Source organism: Paenibacillus thermoaerophilus (assembly GCF_005938195.1).
In the GTDB taxonomy this organism is placed as follows: Bacteria; Bacillota; Bacilli; order Paenibacillales; family Reconciliibacillaceae; genus Paenibacillus_W; species Paenibacillus_W thermoaerophilus.
Window position 1 is genome coordinate 22,884 of record NZ_VCQZ01000016.1, and the last position, 15,561, is coordinate 38,444.

The window sequence follows — 15,561 nt, forward strand, 5'->3', positions numbered from 1 at the left end:
ATTGCTTTAAAATAAACCACTCTATCCAAATTTGAGGAGGATTTAAACAATGGAAGTATTGGCAGCAGCATTGGCAGTAGGTTTGGGCGCGCTGGGCGCCGGTATCGGTAACGGTCTGATCGTCAGCAAAACGGTAGAAGGTATCGCTCGTCAGCCTGAACTGCAAGGTCGCCTGCAAACGACGATGTTTATCGGTGTAGGTATCGTCGAGGTCGTGCCGATCATCGGCGTCGTTATCGGCTTCCTGGCGTTCTTCAGCTAATCTGTCGCAGAACTACATGGCGGGGAAGGCCTAGCCCTCTTCGCCTTCGTTTTGATTAACGCCGATCATGCGGCAGGAAAGGAGTGACAGCTGTGAGCTTTTACTGGACGTCGACCGTATACGCGATCATCGCGTTTGTCATTCTGTACGTGCTTTTGAATAAATACGCGTTCGGCCCGCTGTTCGGCATCATGGAAAAACGCCGCGAGCTGGTCAAATCGCAGCTGGACGAAGCGGAGCGCAGCCGTCGGGAAGCGAGCGAGTTGCTCGCTCAGCAGCAACAGGCGATTCAGGCGGCCCGCCAAGAAGCGAAGGAAATCGTCGAGCAAGCACGCGCAACCAGCGTGAAGCAAGCGGACGAGCTCATTCGGGTCGCCAAGGAAGAGGCGAACCGCCTCAAAACCGATGCGGCCAAAGAAATCGAGAACGAGAAAAACAAAGCGATCGCAGATCTCAAATCCCAAGTGGGCGAATTGTCCGTTCAAATCGCCTCGAAGATTATCGAGAAACAGCTGGATGCCAAAGGGCAGGAAGAGCTGGTTGACAAATATCTGAAAGAAGTAGGCGAACGCGCATGAGCCGGGATATCGCGGTAGCTAAACGGTATGCGCGCGCGCTGTTCGAAATCGCGAGAGAAAAAGGAATCGTGGAGCAAGTCGGGGAAGACCTGCAAGGGATTGCCGCTACTATCAAAGCGGACAAAGACTTTGCGGCGCTGCTTGCCCATCCGTCCGTCAGCACGGCAGCCAAAAAGGAAATTTTGGCGAAGGCTTTTGAAGGCCGCGTGACGGATGTCGTGTTCAATACGATTCAACTGCTCGCGGACCGCAGACGCGAAGAATTGCTGCCGACACTGGCGTTCGACTATATGCAGATTGCGGACGAAGCAAGCGGTTCCGCCCGGGCGACGATCCGGACACCGCGCACGCTGTCCGATGAGGAAGTGGCCAAGATTGCCGAGCAGTTCGGCAAACTGGCAGGCAAGACGATTCGCGCCGTTCAAGAGCTCGACCCGAGCTTGATCGGCGGCATCCAAGTGCGGATCGGCGACCGTCTGTACGACGGAAGCGTGTCCGGCAAGCTTGCGCGCTTGCAGAAGGCGCTGCAATAACAATCCAGCAATGTAGACAGGGGTGAGACGCTTGAGTATCCGTCCTGAAGAAATCAGCACGCTGATTAAACAACAGATCGAGAATTACAAATCCGATCTGCAAGTATACGACGTGGGAACGGTCATCCAGGTTGGTGACGGTATCGCCCGCGCGCACGGCCTGAACAACGTCATGGCGGGGGAACTGCTTGAGTTTTCCAATGGCGTCATCGGTATGGCGTTGAACCTCGAGGAAAATAACGTCGGTATCGTTATCCTCGGTCCGTACAAAGACATCCGCGAAGGCGACCAAGTCAAGCGTACGGGGCGCATCATGGAAGTTCCGGTCGGCGAAGAACTGCTCGGCCGCGTCGTGAACCCGCTGGGCGTTCCGCTCGACGGCAAAGGCCCGATCAACACGACGAAGACCCGTCCGGTCGAATCCCCGGCGCCGGGCGTTATGGCGCGTAAATCCGTTCATGAGCCGCTGCAAACCGGCATTAAAGCGATCGACGCGATGATCCCGATCGGCCGCGGCCAACGGGAGCTGATCATCGGCGACCGTCAAACGGGTAAAACGACCATCGCCATCGACACGATTGTCAACCAAAAAGGCAACGGCGTCATCTGCGTATACGTCGCGATCGGCCAAAAGCAATCGACGGTGCGCGGCGTTGTCGAGACGCTCCGCAAGCACGGCGCGTTGGATTACACGATCGTCGTTACGGCAAGCGCATCGGAGCCGGCTCCGCTTCTGTATCTGGCACCGTACGCGGGCTGCGCGATGGGCGAATATTTCATGTACAACGGCAAGCACGTTCTGGTCGTATACGACGACTTGTCCAAGCAAGCGGCCGCTTACCGCGAGCTGTCCTTGCTGCTCCGCCGTCCTCCGGGCCGCGAGGCTTATCCGGGCGACGTCTTCTACCTGCACTCCCGTCTGCTGGAGCGCGCCGCGAAGCTCAACGACGAGCTCGGCGGCGGTTCGCTGACCGCTCTGCCGTTCATCGAGACGCAAGCGGGCGACGTATCGGCGTACATCCCGACGAACGTCATCTCCATTACGGACGGCCAAATCTTCTTGGAGTCCGACCTGTTCTACTCCGGCCAACGTCCGGCGGTTAACGTCGGGATCTCGGTATCCCGGGTCGGCAGCGCCGCGCAGATCAAAGCGATGAAAAAGGTCGCCGGCACGATGAAGCTGGACTTGGCGCAATACCGCGACCTCGCGGCGTTCGCGGCGTTCGGCTCCGACCTCGACCAAGCGACGCAAAACCGTCTGAACCGCGGTTTGCGCACGCTCGAGCTGCTGAAGCAGGGCGTTAACCAACCGATGCCTGTCGAGAAGCAAGTCGTCTCGATCTTCACGGTAACCAGAGGCCATCTGGACGATATTCCGGTTGCCGATATCCGCCGTTTCGAGAAAGAATTCCTGGACTTCGTCGATGCGAACCATCCGGAGATCTTCGCCTCGATCCGCGATACGAAAGACTTGACCTCCGATAACGAAAAAGCGCTGGTTGACGCGATCAACAAGTTCAAGCGCGGCTTCTCCAAATCGGAGTAATCGATACACGACACGGGCTGGCAGCCGTCCGGATCTGATGACGGACGGCTTGCCGGCGAACGGCCATCAAGCGGGGCGGCGCAGGCGGCCCCGGACCAAAAGGCGGTGACATAAAAGTGGCAAAAGGGATGCGTGAAATTCGCCGGCGGATCAAAAGCGTGCAAAACACGAAGCAGATCACGAAGGCGATGGAGATGGTGGCGGCGGCCAAGCTGAGACGCGCGCAGAGCGCGGCGGAAGCGGCTCGTCCGTATGCCGAGAAGATGAGGGAAGTGCTCGCCAGCATCGCGGCCGGTACGAAGGGCGTGAAGCACCCGATGCTGGAGACGCGGCCGATCAAGAAAACCGGATATCTGGTCATCACGTCCGACCGCGGTCTTGCGGGGGGCTACAATGCCAACGTCATCCGGAAGACGGTCAACATGATCCGCGAGCGGCATAAGTCCGACAGCGAATATTCGATTCTGGTTATCGGCCGCAAAGGCCGCGATTATTTCAAGCGCCGCAAGATGCCGGTTGTCGAAGAGATTACGGGACTTCCGGATTCTCCGAAGTTCGCGGACATCAAACCGATCGCTTCGGCGGCGGTGCGCTATTTCGAGCAAGGCGTGTTTGACGAAGTGATTCTGATCTACAACCGCTTCGTCAACCCGATCACGCAGATTCCGACCGACGTACGTCTGCTGCCTCTCGGCGAGGTGAAGAGCGGCGCGGTAACGGCTTACGAGTACGAGCCGTCTCCGGAGGGCGTACTTGAGGTGCTGCTGCCGAAATACGCAGAGACGCTCGTCTACAGCGCGATGCTGGACGGCAAGGCGAGCGAGTTCGGCGCGAAGATGACCGCAATGGGCAATGCGACGAAGAACGCAACGAAGATGATCGCCAGTTATACGTTGGAATACAACCGTGCCCGCCAGGCGGCCATTACGCAGGAGATTGCGGAAATCGTCGGCGGCGCCAACGCGCTCTGACCGAATGCCCGTGCCGCTTGACGCGGGTATGCGGCGAAGCGGAAATTGAAACAAGGAGGCAGCAGAATGAACAAGGGTCGCGTAGTCCAGGTCATGGGACCTGTCGTCGATGTCGAGTTCGACGGCGGGCACCTGCCTGAGATTAACAATACGATCAAAATTGAGAAAAAAGCGGAAAAACCCGGTGAGCGCGACATCGACCTGACGGTCGAAGTATCGACTCATCTCGGCGACAATCGCGTACGCTGCATCGCCATGGCCTCGACGGACGGACTTGTTCGCGGCATGGAGGCGATCGACACGGGCAGGCCGATTACGGTACCGGTCGGTCCGGCTACGCTGGGCCGCGTGTTTAACGTTCTCGGCAACCCGATCGACGACAAAGGCGATGTGGACCGTTCGATTTCCTATCCGATCCACCGTCCGGCTCCGGAGTTTGAGGAACTGTCCACGGGTGTCGAGATGCTGGAGACCGGCATCAAAGTTATCGACCTGATCGCGCCGTACGCCAAAGGCGGTAAAATCGGCTTGTTCGGCGGCGCGGGCGTCGGCAAAACGGTAACGATGCAAGAGCTGATTCACAACATCGCGATGGAGCACGGCGGTATCTCCGTATTCGCGGGTGTCGGCGAACGTACTCGCGAAGGTAACGACCTGTACCACGAAATGCAGGAATCCGGCGTCATCAACAAGATGTCGATGGTATTCGGACAAATGAACGAGCCGCCGGGCGCGCGTCTGCGCGTCGCTCTGACGGGTCTGACGATGGCCGAGTACTTCCGCGACGTGGAAGGCCGGGACGTTCTGTTGTTCATCGACAACATCTTCCGCTTCACGCAAGCGGGCTCCGAGGTATCCGCGCTGCTCGGACGCATGCCGTCCGCGGTAGGTTACCAACCGACTCTCGCTACCGAGATGGGTCAATTGCAAGAGCGGATCACTTCGACGAAGAAAGGTTCCGTTACTTCGATCCAAGCGATCTACGTGCCTGCGGACGACTACACCGATCCGGCTCCGGCTACGGCGTTTGCCCACCTGGACGCAACGACCAACCTGGAGCGTAACATCGCGGCGATGGGTATCTTCCCGGCCGTTGACCCGCTGGCGTCTTCCTCGCGGATTCTGACGCCGGAAATTCTCGGCGAGGAGCACTACAATGTGGCGCAAGGCGTCAAACGCCTGCTGCAGCGCTACAAAGAACTGCAAGATATCATCGCGATCCTCGGTATGGACGAGCTGTCCGAGGAAGACAAGCTTGTCGTGCACCGCGCGCGCCGGGTACAATTGTTCCTGTCCCAGCCGCTGCACGTCGCCGAGGCGTTCAACAATATGCCGGGCGTATACGTACCGGTTAAAGAAACAGTCCGCAGCTTCAAGGAAATTCTCGAAGGCAAGTACGACCATCTTCCGGAGCCGGCGTTCCACAACGTCGGTACGATTGAAGATGCCGTTGAGAAAGCCAAAACGCTGTAAGCCGACTGACGGAATCCGGCCTCCCGGCAGGGGGCCGGATTTTGTGCAAGAAAGGCTGAACGGGAAGGAGAGTTGACGTGAGCACATTCGTGTTGGAAGTCGTGACGCCGGAGCGTACGGTGTTTTCCCAGCCGGTGAACATGATCGTGGCCCGCGGCGTGGAAGGCGAACTCGGCATCTTGCCGAACCATATTCCGATGGTGACGCCGCTGAAGATTGCGCCGCTGACGTACAAAAAAGACGGCAAGCAATCCGACATCGCCGTAAACGGCGGATTTATGGAAGTGCGCAAGGATAAAGTCGTTATCCTCGCGGAAAGCGCCGAGCTTCCGGAGGATATCGACGTATCGCGCGCGCAAGCGGCCAAAGCTCGTGCCGAAGAGCGGCTGCGCCAACAAAAATCGGACATCGATCATGCCCGCGCGGAGCTGGCGCTCCAGCGCGCGCTGAACCGTCTGTCCGTAGCCGGAAGATAACTTCATCTTGCTGCCTATCGGAAGACCTTATAGCCGCCGCATTCCCGAACGGTCGGGAGTGGGCGGCTTTTTTCATTAGATCGCGAAACCAAATCCGGCTTGCGCAATCAAGTGCTGGCCAACCAGAAGCTGATCGAAGGCGTGCTTCGGGCTCTCAATAATGCGCTGGAGGTGAAAGATCCGTATACGCAGGGCCATTCCGAGCGGGTGAGCGTGATGTCGGAAGCGACCGCCCGAAGCATGGGCTTGTCGGCGGTCCATTGCGAACGGATCAGGCTGGCGGGATTGTTCCACGACATCGGCAAAATACGCATTCGCGATTCGATTTTATTTAAGGCGGGCCGGCTCACGGAGGAGGAATTCGCGGAGATCAAGCGGCATCCCGAACTGTCGGTCCGGATTCTGGAGCGCCAATTCCATCCCGGCGTCGTCGAACATTTTATCAAAGCGGTCGGAAATGGGGATGCGCACCAGCGGCTGAGATGATATACTGAAGTCAAGCCAACCGGGAGGAGCCGAGATTATGGAGATCAGCCTTATCAGCGCCCACAGCCAATTCTCGCGGAGCGATATGTCCGCAGCCGTCGGGCTGCGCGTATTGGACATGGCGCAGGATCATGCCGCGGCGCAAGGCGCCAGTTTGGTGCGCATGATGGAGCAAAGCGTGTTGCCTCATCTTGGCGGAACGGTAGACATAAAGGTATAAATGGAACGGGGACGGCGGCCGCCTGGCTGTCGTCCTTTTCTGCATGGGGCGCATCCACGACAGGTCGCCGGAACAAACAAATTATGGAAGGTGTATATGGAAATAATTTTAAATTAACTTCGAGTTACAGCCTGATTCAGGTGCCGCCCAACCGGATTTATGGCGAAGAATGCGTCATAGACTTCTCGGATGCCATTTGATATCATAAAATGTGGAAGGTTATCAATTATTTTTTGATCGAAGCATAAGCAAAATTTATAAACCGCACAACACAAGGGAGGCGCTCGAACTTGGATTTGTACAACAACCAATACGTGCTGGTCGCCATCTTTGTCGCGCTGGGCGTTTTCTTGCCTGTGGCCGCGTTGACGATCGGGAGATGGTTGCGTCCGGCGCGGCCGGTTGACGAAAAGTACACCACTTATGAAAGCGGTAACGAACCCGTCGGAGACAGCCAGGTGCGCTTCAATATCCGGTATTATCTGTTCGCCCTGATGTTCATTATCTTCGACTTGGAGACCGTTTTTCTCTATCCGTGGGCCGTCGCTTACGGCAAGCTGGGGCTGTTCGCGCTGGTGGAGATGCTGATTTTCGTCAGCCTCTTGGTCGTTGGTCTTATATACGCCTGGAAAAAGAAGGTGCTCACATGGACTTCAATCTAGAGTCGATCCGGCCGGAAGAGCGCAAGGAGCTTGAACGGAACATATTCTTTACGACGTTGGAGCAATTGAAGGGATGGGCGCGCAGCAATTCGCTGTGGCCCCTTACTTTTGGACTTGCCTGCTGCGGCATCGAGATGATGGGCACGGGTGCGTCCCATTACGATCTGGACCGCTTCGGCGTGATTTTCCGGACGTCTCCGCGTCAGTCGGACTGTATGATCGTAGCGGGCACCGTCACGAAAAAGATGGCCCCGCTGCTGCGCCGGCTGTACGATCAGATGCCGGAGCCGAAATGGGTGATCGCCATGGGGTCCTGCGCGACGGCCGGAGGCCCCTATATCCGGTCGTACTCGGTTGTCAAGGGCGTGGATCAGATCGTGCCCGTGGACGTGTATATCCCGGGCTGTCCGCCTAACCCGGCGGCGCTCATCTACGGAATCAACAAGCTGCAGATCAAGATCCGCGAGGAAGCGAAGTACGGGAAGCAGGTGACGGTTACGTGACGGACGAGCGCAAGGACGAATCGTTGGAGCAACCGGCGGCGCCGGAGGAATCTGCGGAGAAGACAGCGCAGGCCGAGGCGGAGCCCCCAGTGGCAACGGATAAGCAGGCGGAGGCCGGATCGAGTCCGGAGCCGGAGAAGCCGCCGGCTTCGGCGGAGGATACGGCCCCGGGTGATAAACAGGCCCCGCGCGCCGCGATGAGCGACGAGGAGCGAGCGGCTAAGATCGCCCGCGCGGCGGAAGCGCGCGCAGCGCGTACAGCCGCCGCCGGGGCTGCCGGGGGGACGGGCGGCCCGGAGCAGAGCGCCGACGAGGAACGGGCGGCCAAGATCGCCCGTGCGGCGGAAGCGCGCGCGGCACGGGCCGCGTCAGGCGCCGCCGGCCATGCCGCCGCCGGAACGGAGACCCCGCCGGCGGAAAAGCCGCCGTCGCCCAATCAGCCGAAGCTGGAAGGGCTCGTGGCGCTTATCCGCGAGGCGGTGTCGGCGGAAGCGGTCGAAGATGCTTTTATCAACGACAAGGATAACGATCTGATTACCCTCGTCATCCATAAGGACCATTGGCTGGATACCGCGCGGCTTCTGAAGGAGCGGGAGGGTTTTAACTATTTGCGGAACTTGTCCGGCGTCGATTACGAGACGCATATGGAAGTGGTGTACCACCTGCTGTCGCTCGAAACCAAGGAACTGGTAGCCGTCAAGGTTCGCACCGATCGGGACCAAGCCTCCGTGCCTTCGGTCACGCCGTTATGGGCGACAGCCGATTGGAACGAGCGGGAGGCGTACGACCTGCTCGGCATCGACTTCCCGGGGCATCCCGATCTGCGCCGCATCATGATGCCGGACAATTGGGTCGGCCATCCGCTGCGCAAAGACTACGAACCGATCGACCCGGAGGTGTAAGGCTTGGCGATCCGAACCGAAGAACTGCTGCTGAACGTCGGTCCTCAGCATCCCAGCACGCACGGCGTATTTCGCATTGTGGTCAAGCTGGACGGCGAAATCATCACCGAAGCGACTCCCGTCATGGGCTATCTCCACAGAGGGACCGAGAAGCTTGCGGAAAACCTTAACTATACGCAGATCATACCTTATACCGACCGGATGGATTACGTGTCGGCGATGACCAACAACTATGTGCTTGTTCATACCGTTGAGAAAATGATGGGGATTCAAGTTCCGGAACGCGCGGATTTTTTGCGCGTGATCGTGATGGAGCTGCAGCGGATCGCCAGCCATCTCGTCTGGTGGGGCACCTATCTGCTCGATCTCGGCGCCATGAGCCCGTTCCTATACGCGTTCCGGGACCGGGAGATCATTATCGATCTGTTTAACGAGCTGTGCGGCGCGCGCCTCACGTACAATTACATGCGGGTCGGCGGCGTCAAATGGGATGCGCCTCCGGGATGGATCGACAAGGTGCGCGATTTCGTTCCCTACATGAGAGAGAAGCTGGAGGAATACAACACGCTGGTCAGCGGCAACGAGATCTTCCTGGCGAGGATCAAGGGCGTCGGCGCCTACGATGCCCAGACCGCCATCGATTACGGGTTAAGCGGAGCGAATCTGCGCTGTACCGGCGTCAAATGGGACGTTCGCAAGGACGAACCGTACAGCTTGTACGAACGATTCGAATTCGACGTGCCCGTGGGCCGGAACGGCGATTGCTACGACCGGTATCTGGTTCGGCTGGAGGAAATCCGGCAGTCGCTGCGCATCCTCGAACAAGCCGTCGAGCAGTTCCCGTCGGGAGGGGAGACGATGGGCAAAGTCCCGCGCATTCTCCGCGTGCCGGAGGGGGAGGCCTATGGCCGGATCGAGTCGCCCCGCGGTGAGATCGGCTGCTATATCGTATCCAAAGGAAAGGATAAGCCGTTCCGCTTGAAATTCCGCCGCCCTTCGTTCGTGAACCTGCAGATTTTGCCCAAGCTGCTGGTCGGCCAGTCGATGACCAATCTGATCACGATCTTGGGTGCGATCGACATCGTCGTCGGGGAGGTCGATTGCTAATGGATCAGTTTTTGGACCAGGCGCTGACGCCGGCGCGCTTCGCCCTATTGCTCGGAGTCGGAGTGGCGGTGCTGCTGATCGTGCTCGGCTTCGTCACGTACGCGATTTATTTCGAGCGCAAAGTGCTCGGATGGATGCAACTGCGGATCGGACCGAACCGGACCGGACCGCTGGGATTGCTGCAGACGGTGGCGGACGTGTTCAAGCTGCTGATCAAGGAAGATACGATTCCGCACAAGGCGGACCGCGGGTTGTTCATTCTCGCGCCTGCGCTTGCGTTTGTTCCTTCCTTCGCCTGCTTGGCCGTGCTGCCGTTCTCCGAAAACCTGCAGCTCGCCAATCTGAACGTCGGACTGCTTTATTACGCGGCGCTGTCCAGCATCACGACGATCGCGATCGTGCTGGGCGGATGGGCGTCCAACAACAAATACGCCTTGCTCGGAGGCATGCGTTCCGCAGCCCAGATGATCAGCTACGAGATTCCGCTTGTCATGTCCGTCGTCGGCGTCGTGCTGCTGAGCGGCAGCTTGAACCTGCGGAATATCGTGGAGGGTCAGCTCGGCGGCTTCTGGAATTGGAATTTTATTCCTCAGATCATCGGGTTCGCGGTGTTTATCGTGGCCGCCGTATCCGAGCTGAACCGGACGCCGTTCGACCTGCCCGAGGCGGAATCGGAGCTGGTCGCGGGCTACCACGTCGAGTATAGCGGCTTCCGGTTCGCCTTTTTCATGCTGGCGGAATACGTGTACGTGTTTGCGATAGCGGCGTTGACTTCCGTTTTGTTCCTGGGCGGATGGGACGCTCCGCTTCCGGTGTTGGACATCATCCCCGGCATCTTGTGGTTCGCCCTTAAATTTTCGTTTGTCGTCTTCTTCCTGATCTGGATTCGGGGCACGCTGCCCCGCGTCCGGATCGATCAACTGATGGGGCTTGGCTGGAAGGTGCTGCTTCCGCTCGCGCTGGCGAATATATTCATCACCGCGATCGTAATCGAATTGAAGGATGCATTTTCTTGACGAGAAGGAGGGATCCGCGTTGAAAGGAATTATGAAAGGTCTCGGGTTCACCTTCAAGGGCATGACGAAAAAGAAGGTCACCTACAAATACCCCGACGAACCATTGGTCATGCCGGACCGGTTCCGCGGCATTCAGCACTTCGACCCGGAGAAATGCATCGTCTGCAACGCTTGCGCGCGCATCTGCCCGACGGAATGCATTACGTTGACCGGCAAGCCGAATCCGGACCCGGACAAAAAGGGCAAAGTCATCGACACGTACGATATCAATTTTGAAATCTGCATCCTGTGCGACCTGTGCACGGAGGTGTGCCCGACGGAAGCGATCGTGATGACCAACAACTTCGAGCTGGCGGCGTACAGCCGGGACGAATTGTTCAAAGACATGAAGTGGCTCCACGAAAACAATCAAAACATCCGTCAGGAGAACAATTCGCAGTTGACCAAGGGAGGCGCGAAGGCATGATCGACAACATCGCGAACACGCTCACGGACGGTCCGAGCCTTGTGTTCTTCGCCTTCGCGCTGCTCGCGATCGGCGGCGCGATCTTTATGATCAGCTTCGACCGCGTCGTCCATATGGCGGTGGCCGCCGCGTTCACGTTCCTGAGTTTGGCGGGTTTGTACGTGCTGCTGCAAGCGGAATTCCTGGCTTTCGTTCAAATTCTGATTTATACGGGGGCGATCTCGATTCTGATGATCTTCGGCATCATGATGACGAGGCATCAGGACGGCGATCAGGGACCCCGCAACCGGCTGCAGTCCGTACTCGCTTTTGTCGGCGCGGCCGGATTGTTCGGCATCCTGTTCTGGGTGATCCAGCGCACCGATTTCAACTCGCAGCCGTTTGAGCCGGTCGAGGACAATACGAAGGAAATCGGAAAGCTGCTCTTCACCGAACAGGTGATTCCGTTCGAGCTGGTGTCTCTGCTGCTTACGGCAGCGTTCATCGGCGCGATCGTACTGGCGAAGCGGGAGGGGGACTAGAACGATGAACGATCTGGCAACGCCATACCTGACCTTGGGAGCGATTCTGTTCTGCGTCGGTCTATACGGCGCGTTGACCAAGCGCAACGCCGTGATCGTGCTGCTGTCGATCGAGCTGATGCTGAATGCGGTTAATCTCAATCTCGTCGCGTTTGCGAAGCTGGGCCATCAGCCATCCCTCCAAGGGCAGATATTCTCCCTCTTCAACATGACGGTAGCCGCGTCCGAGGTGGCCGTCGGCATCGCCATTCTGATTGCGCTGTTCCGCAATCGCGGCACGGTCGATGTCACCGAGATGGACTCGTTGAACAAGTAGAGAAGGGGCGTAGGCAATGAATTATTCGCAATTGGCATGGCTCATTCCGCTGTTCCCGTTCGCCGCTTTTCTGGTGCTGACAGCCGCCGGCCGCACGATGCCTCGATCGGCTCCGGTCATCGGCGTCGCCGCGATGATCCCTTCGTTTGTACTGGCCGTGCTGGTGCTGTTCGAACAGTTCGGCGGAACGGCGGCCTATACGTATGCGGAGTGGGATTGGCTGAAGCTCGAAGGCTACACGTTAACGATGGGCTTCGAGATCAACGGCTTAAATGCGCTGATGCTCGTGATCGTCACGCTGGTCAGTCTGCTGGTCAATCTATACTCGGCGGGGTATATGCAGGGCGACGACCGAATCGGCGTGTTTTACTCCTACGTGGCGCTGTTCACGTCGGCCATGCTGGGACTGGTCATCGCGGAAAATTTGCTTCAGTTGTACATCTTCTGGGAGTTGGTCGGCCTCGGGTCGTTCCTGCTGATCGGCTTCTGGTATTACAAGCCCGAGGCCAAGGCGGCGGCCCGCAAAGCGTTTATTATGACGCGGATCGGTGACGTCGGATTGTTTTTGGCTATCCTGCTGCTGTTCTGGCATATGCCCAACCACGCCCTTGACTTCACGTCGATCCATAACGCATTCGCCAACGGCCAGGCGCCGTTCGGCGAAGGGCTGGTCACGCTGGTCGCGCTGTTGATCTTCGTCGGAGCGGTCGGCAAATCGGGTCAGTTGCCCCTGCATACCTGGCTTCCGGACGCGATGGAAGGCCCGACCCCGATCAGCGCGTTGATCCATGCGGCGACGATGGTCGCGGCCGGCGTCTACCTGGTCGCGCGTACGTTCGACATCTTTACGGCATCGCCCGACGCGATGCTGACGGTCGCGTGGGTCGGCGGAATGACGGCGCTGTTCGCGGCGACGATCGGTGTGGCGCAGAACGACATCAAGCGCGTGCTGGCGTACTCGACGGTCAGCCAGCTCGGCTACATGATGATGGCGCTGGGGGTTGGCGCTTATACGGCCGGCGTGTTCCACCTGTTCACGCATGCGTTTTTTAAAGCGCTGCTGTTCCTGGGGGCAGGCAGCGTGATTCATGCCGTACATACGCAAAATATCAACGAGATGGGCGGTCTCGGCAGGAAGATGAAAATTACCGCCTGGACGTTCGGAATCGGAGCTCTCGCGTTATCCGGCATTCCGCCGTTCGCCGGCTTCTGGTCCAAGGACGCGATTTTGTCCGCCGCGTTCCACGATCATCCGGCCTTATTCGCGATCGGCTTGATCGGCGCGTTCCTGACCGCCTTCTATATGGCCCGATTGTTCTTGCTCGTATTCGCGGGCAAATCCCATGCGGATAACCATGCCCACACGGAGGAATCCCCCTGGGTGATGACGCTCCCGATGGCGGTGCTGGCGGTGTTGTCCGTTGCGGCGGGATTCGTCGAGCTGCCGGGGAGCGGACAACTGGGCGAATGGCTCGGCCGTCCCGCGGCACATCACGACAGCGGCGCGCTGGTGATGATTCTCTCCACGGGTGTCGCCTTGGCCGGATTGTTGCTGGGCTGGGCGATCTACGGCAAGGGCTTCGTGTCGCGCGATCTCGTCTCCAGCCGCGCCCCGTGGCTGCATCAATTGCTGTACCGCAAGTATTACGTGGACGAACTGTACGGAGCGGTGATCGTGAAGCCGATCAAGGCGCTCGCAGACCTGCTCCGCCTGTTCGACCACTATGTCGTCGACGGGCTTGTCCGCCTCAGCGCATCGGCCTTTTACGGCATCGGACGGCTTGGACACCGGGTGCAGAACGGCCAAGTGCAGACGTACGGCTTGGTGACGCTGATCGGCTTGCTCATCTTCATGCTTGCCCTGGCGGGAAGGAGGCTGCTCGATGTTGGCTGATTGGCCTATACTCTCTATGTTGACCTTCTCGCCCCTGCTCGGGTTCCTGGTCCTCCTGTTCGTGCCGGGTTCCCAAGGAAGGGCGGTCAAGACGATCGGCCTGGCGGCGACGCTGCTGCCGCTGCTGCTGGCCGGATGGATGTATGTCGATTACAATTTGCACACGCGAGAGGTCGTCCAATATACGGAACAGCATACGTGGATCCGCATTCCGCTTGCGATCGAAGGCGACTTGACCGGCGTCTCGGACTATTATTTGGACTTCGTCTACAAGCTCTCCGCCGACGGATTGGCGCTGCCGCTTGCGTTCCTGACGACGCTCGTGTCCGCGATGGCCGCTCTGGCCGCATGGCATATCAAAAAGCGCTGGAAGACGTTTTTCCTGCTGTTCCTGCTGCTTGAGACGGGCATGCTGGGCGTATTTTTCGCAAGAGATCTGTTTCTGTTCTTCCTGTTCTTCGAGCTGACGCTGATTCCGATGTTTTTCCTGATCGGCATCTGGGGACTGCGCGACCGGGAGCGGGCGGCGAACAAATTCCTGTTGTACAACGGCATCGGTTCGGCCATCATGCTGATCGCTTTCTTTATCATCGTATCGACGGCGGGCTTTACGTTCTCGCAGGCAGACGGGAACACCACGCTGTTCTACAGCGGAGATCTCGACGTCATTCTGGCGAACGTGTTCCAAAATACGCAATCGTACGTCAACCAGGCGTTCGAAGGCAGTCCGTTCTATTGGAGCGGGGAGATGAAGTGGACGCTGTTCATCCTCTTGCTGATCGCCTTCGGCATCAAGCTTCCGATTTTCCCGTTCCATACGTGGATGCTGAAAGTGCATGCCGAAGCGCATCCGTCCGTCGTCATGATCCACTCGGGCATTTTGCTGAAAATGGGGGCGTACGGCCTGCTTCGATTCGGCGTTCTGCTGTTCCCCGAGCAGGCGAAAGACGCCGCGTTGGCGCTGGCGATTATCGGCGTAGTCAATATTCTCTACGGCGCCCTGCTGGCGATGCGCCAGACGGAGTTCCGGCTCATGCTGGCGTATTCCAGCGTCAGCCATATGGGCGTCGTCTTGCTCGGCCTTGCGGCGTTGAATGCGACGGGCATCAAAGGGGCTGTTTTCCAACTGGTCTCGCACGGATTGATCTCGGCCCTGTTGTTTTTGATTGTGGGCAGTCTGTACGAACGGACCAAAACGACGGAGATTCCGCAGCTCGGCGGTCTTGCCTCGTCGATGCCCTTCATGAGCGGCATGCTGTTGATGGCCGGCATGGCTTCGCTCGGATTGCCGGGCTTGTCCGGCTTCGTCAGCGAATTTATGGCGTTTCTCGGCTTGTTTGGCGCTTACCCGTGGGTAGCGGCGGTTGGCGCGCTCGGCCTGATCTATACGGCGGTTTACGTGCTGCGGGGCATTATGGGGATGACGTTCGGTCGGGCGGCCGCTCCCGCCGCCGCGGACGGTGAACTGCGGGACGCGAGATTTTTGGAAGCTTTGCCGATGATCGTCTTGGCCGCTTTTATTCTGCTGATCGGGATTTACCCGACAGTGCTGAGCTACCCGCTTGAGCATACGGTCGACGGATTCCTGCAACAGCTGCAGGCCGCGGCTAAGATGGGAGGATCCTAATC

Annotated in this window: 19 protein-coding genes; all 19 read left to right on the forward strand. The window is 58.5% G+C overall.

The features are described 5' to 3' along the window. Window positions 1–49: 49 nt before the first annotated feature. The 19 genes from atpE (at window position 50) to FE781_RS12130 (ending at window position 15,559) form a co-directional block, all read left to right on the forward strand. Window positions 50–262: a F0F1 ATP synthase subunit C gene (gene atpE / locus FE781_RS12040; RefSeq protein WP_138789877.1), complete on the forward strand. Its 213-nt coding sequence runs from the start codon at window positions 50–52 to the stop codon at window positions 260–262. A 92-nt stretch (window positions 263–354) separates the two neighbouring features. Then, window positions 355–840, forward strand: coding sequence for a F0F1 ATP synthase subunit B (atpF, locus tag FE781_RS12045; RefSeq protein WP_138789878.1), 486 nt, complete (start codon window positions 355–357; stop codon window positions 838–840). Beyond that, a complete protein-coding gene (locus FE781_RS12050) occupies window positions 837–1,373 on the forward strand; it encodes a F0F1 ATP synthase subunit delta (RefSeq protein WP_138789879.1) in 537 nt (178 codons plus the stop codon). Before atpF ends, FE781_RS12050 begins: the two co-directional genes overlap by 4 nt. A gap of 31 nt (window positions 1,374–1,404) precedes the next feature. Next, window positions 1,405–2,919, forward strand: coding sequence for a F0F1 ATP synthase subunit alpha (gene atpA, locus FE781_RS12055; RefSeq protein WP_138789880.1), 1,515 nt, complete (start codon window positions 1,405–1,407; stop codon window positions 2,917–2,919). Window positions 2,920–3,035: 116 nt separating this feature from the next. Further along, window positions 3,036–3,890 carry an ATP synthase F1 subunit gamma gene (atpG, locus tag FE781_RS12060; protein WP_138789881.1) on the forward strand — a complete coding sequence of 285 codons (855 nt, stop codon included), beginning with the start codon at window positions 3,036–3,038 and terminating at the stop codon, window positions 3,888–3,890. Between the two features lie 66 nt (window positions 3,891–3,956). Next, entirely contained in the window at window positions 3,957–5,363 is a 1,407-nt protein-coding gene (gene atpD, locus FE781_RS12065; protein ID WP_138789882.1) for a F0F1 ATP synthase subunit beta, read from the forward strand. 77 nt (window positions 5,364–5,440) lie between these two features. Beyond that, on the forward strand, window positions 5,441–5,839 hold the full coding sequence (locus FE781_RS12070) for a F0F1 ATP synthase subunit epsilon (protein ID WP_138789883.1): 399 nt from the start codon (window positions 5,441–5,443) through the stop codon (window positions 5,837–5,839). 99 nt (window positions 5,840–5,938) lie between these two features. Next, window positions 5,939–6,325 carry an HD-GYP domain-containing protein gene (locus tag FE781_RS12075; protein ID WP_138789884.1) on the forward strand — a complete coding sequence of 129 codons (387 nt, stop codon included), beginning with the start codon at window positions 5,939–5,941 and terminating at the stop codon, window positions 6,323–6,325. A 37-nt stretch (window positions 6,326–6,362) separates the two neighbouring features. Further along, window positions 6,363–6,545, forward strand: a complete 183-nt coding sequence (locus FE781_RS12080) for a YjfB family protein (protein WP_138789885.1) — start codon at window positions 6,363–6,365, stop codon at window positions 6,543–6,545. Between the two features lie 296 nt (window positions 6,546–6,841). Beyond that, the gene (locus FE781_RS12085; RefSeq protein WP_138789928.1) at window positions 6,842–7,207 is read left to right on the forward strand and encodes an NADH-quinone oxidoreductase subunit A; all 366 of its coding nucleotides are present in this window, start codon (window positions 6,842–6,844) and stop codon (window positions 7,205–7,207) included. Further along, entirely contained in the window at window positions 7,192–7,710 is a 519-nt protein-coding gene (locus tag FE781_RS12090) for a NuoB/complex I 20 kDa subunit family protein (protein ID WP_138789886.1), read from the forward strand. Before FE781_RS12085 ends, FE781_RS12090 begins: the two co-directional genes overlap by 16 nt. Beyond that, window positions 7,707–8,612, forward strand: coding sequence for an NADH-quinone oxidoreductase subunit C (locus FE781_RS12095; RefSeq protein ID WP_281281897.1), 906 nt, complete (start codon window positions 7,707–7,709; stop codon window positions 8,610–8,612). Before FE781_RS12090 ends, FE781_RS12095 begins: the two co-directional genes overlap by 4 nt. 3 nt (window positions 8,613–8,615) lie before the next feature. Further along, the gene (locus FE781_RS12100) at window positions 8,616–9,719 is read left to right on the forward strand and encodes an NADH-quinone oxidoreductase subunit D (RefSeq protein WP_138789887.1); all 1,104 of its coding nucleotides are present in this window, start codon (window positions 8,616–8,618) and stop codon (window positions 9,717–9,719) included. Next, window positions 9,719–10,735 (forward strand): NADH-quinone oxidoreductase subunit NuoH, encoded by a 1,017-nt coding sequence (nuoH, locus tag FE781_RS12105; protein ID WP_138789888.1) that lies wholly within the window; start codon window positions 9,719–9,721, stop codon window positions 10,733–10,735. Before FE781_RS12100 ends, nuoH begins: the two co-directional genes overlap by 1 nt. A gap of 19 nt (window positions 10,736–10,754) precedes the next feature. After that, window positions 10,755–11,201 (forward strand): NADH-quinone oxidoreductase subunit NuoI, encoded by a 447-nt coding sequence (nuoI, locus tag FE781_RS12110; RefSeq protein WP_138789889.1) that lies wholly within the window; start codon window positions 10,755–10,757, stop codon window positions 11,199–11,201. Beyond that, entirely contained in the window at window positions 11,198–11,722 is a 525-nt protein-coding gene (locus FE781_RS12115) for an NADH-quinone oxidoreductase subunit J (protein ID WP_138789890.1), read from the forward strand. Before nuoI ends, FE781_RS12115 begins: the two co-directional genes overlap by 4 nt. 4 nt (window positions 11,723–11,726) lie before the next feature. Further along, a complete protein-coding gene (gene nuoK / locus FE781_RS12120) occupies window positions 11,727–12,038 on the forward strand; it encodes an NADH-quinone oxidoreductase subunit NuoK (RefSeq protein WP_138789891.1) in 312 nt (103 codons plus the stop codon). A 16-nt stretch (window positions 12,039–12,054) separates the two neighbouring features. After that, window positions 12,055–13,932, forward strand: a complete 1,878-nt coding sequence (gene nuoL, locus FE781_RS12125) for an NADH-quinone oxidoreductase subunit L (RefSeq protein ID WP_138789892.1) — start codon at window positions 12,055–12,057, stop codon at window positions 13,930–13,932. Beyond that, window positions 13,922–15,559, forward strand: coding sequence for a complex I subunit 4 family protein (locus FE781_RS12130; protein WP_138789893.1), 1,638 nt, complete (start codon window positions 13,922–13,924; stop codon window positions 15,557–15,559). Before nuoL ends, FE781_RS12130 begins: the two co-directional genes overlap by 11 nt. Window positions 15,560–15,561 lie beyond the last annotated feature (2 nt).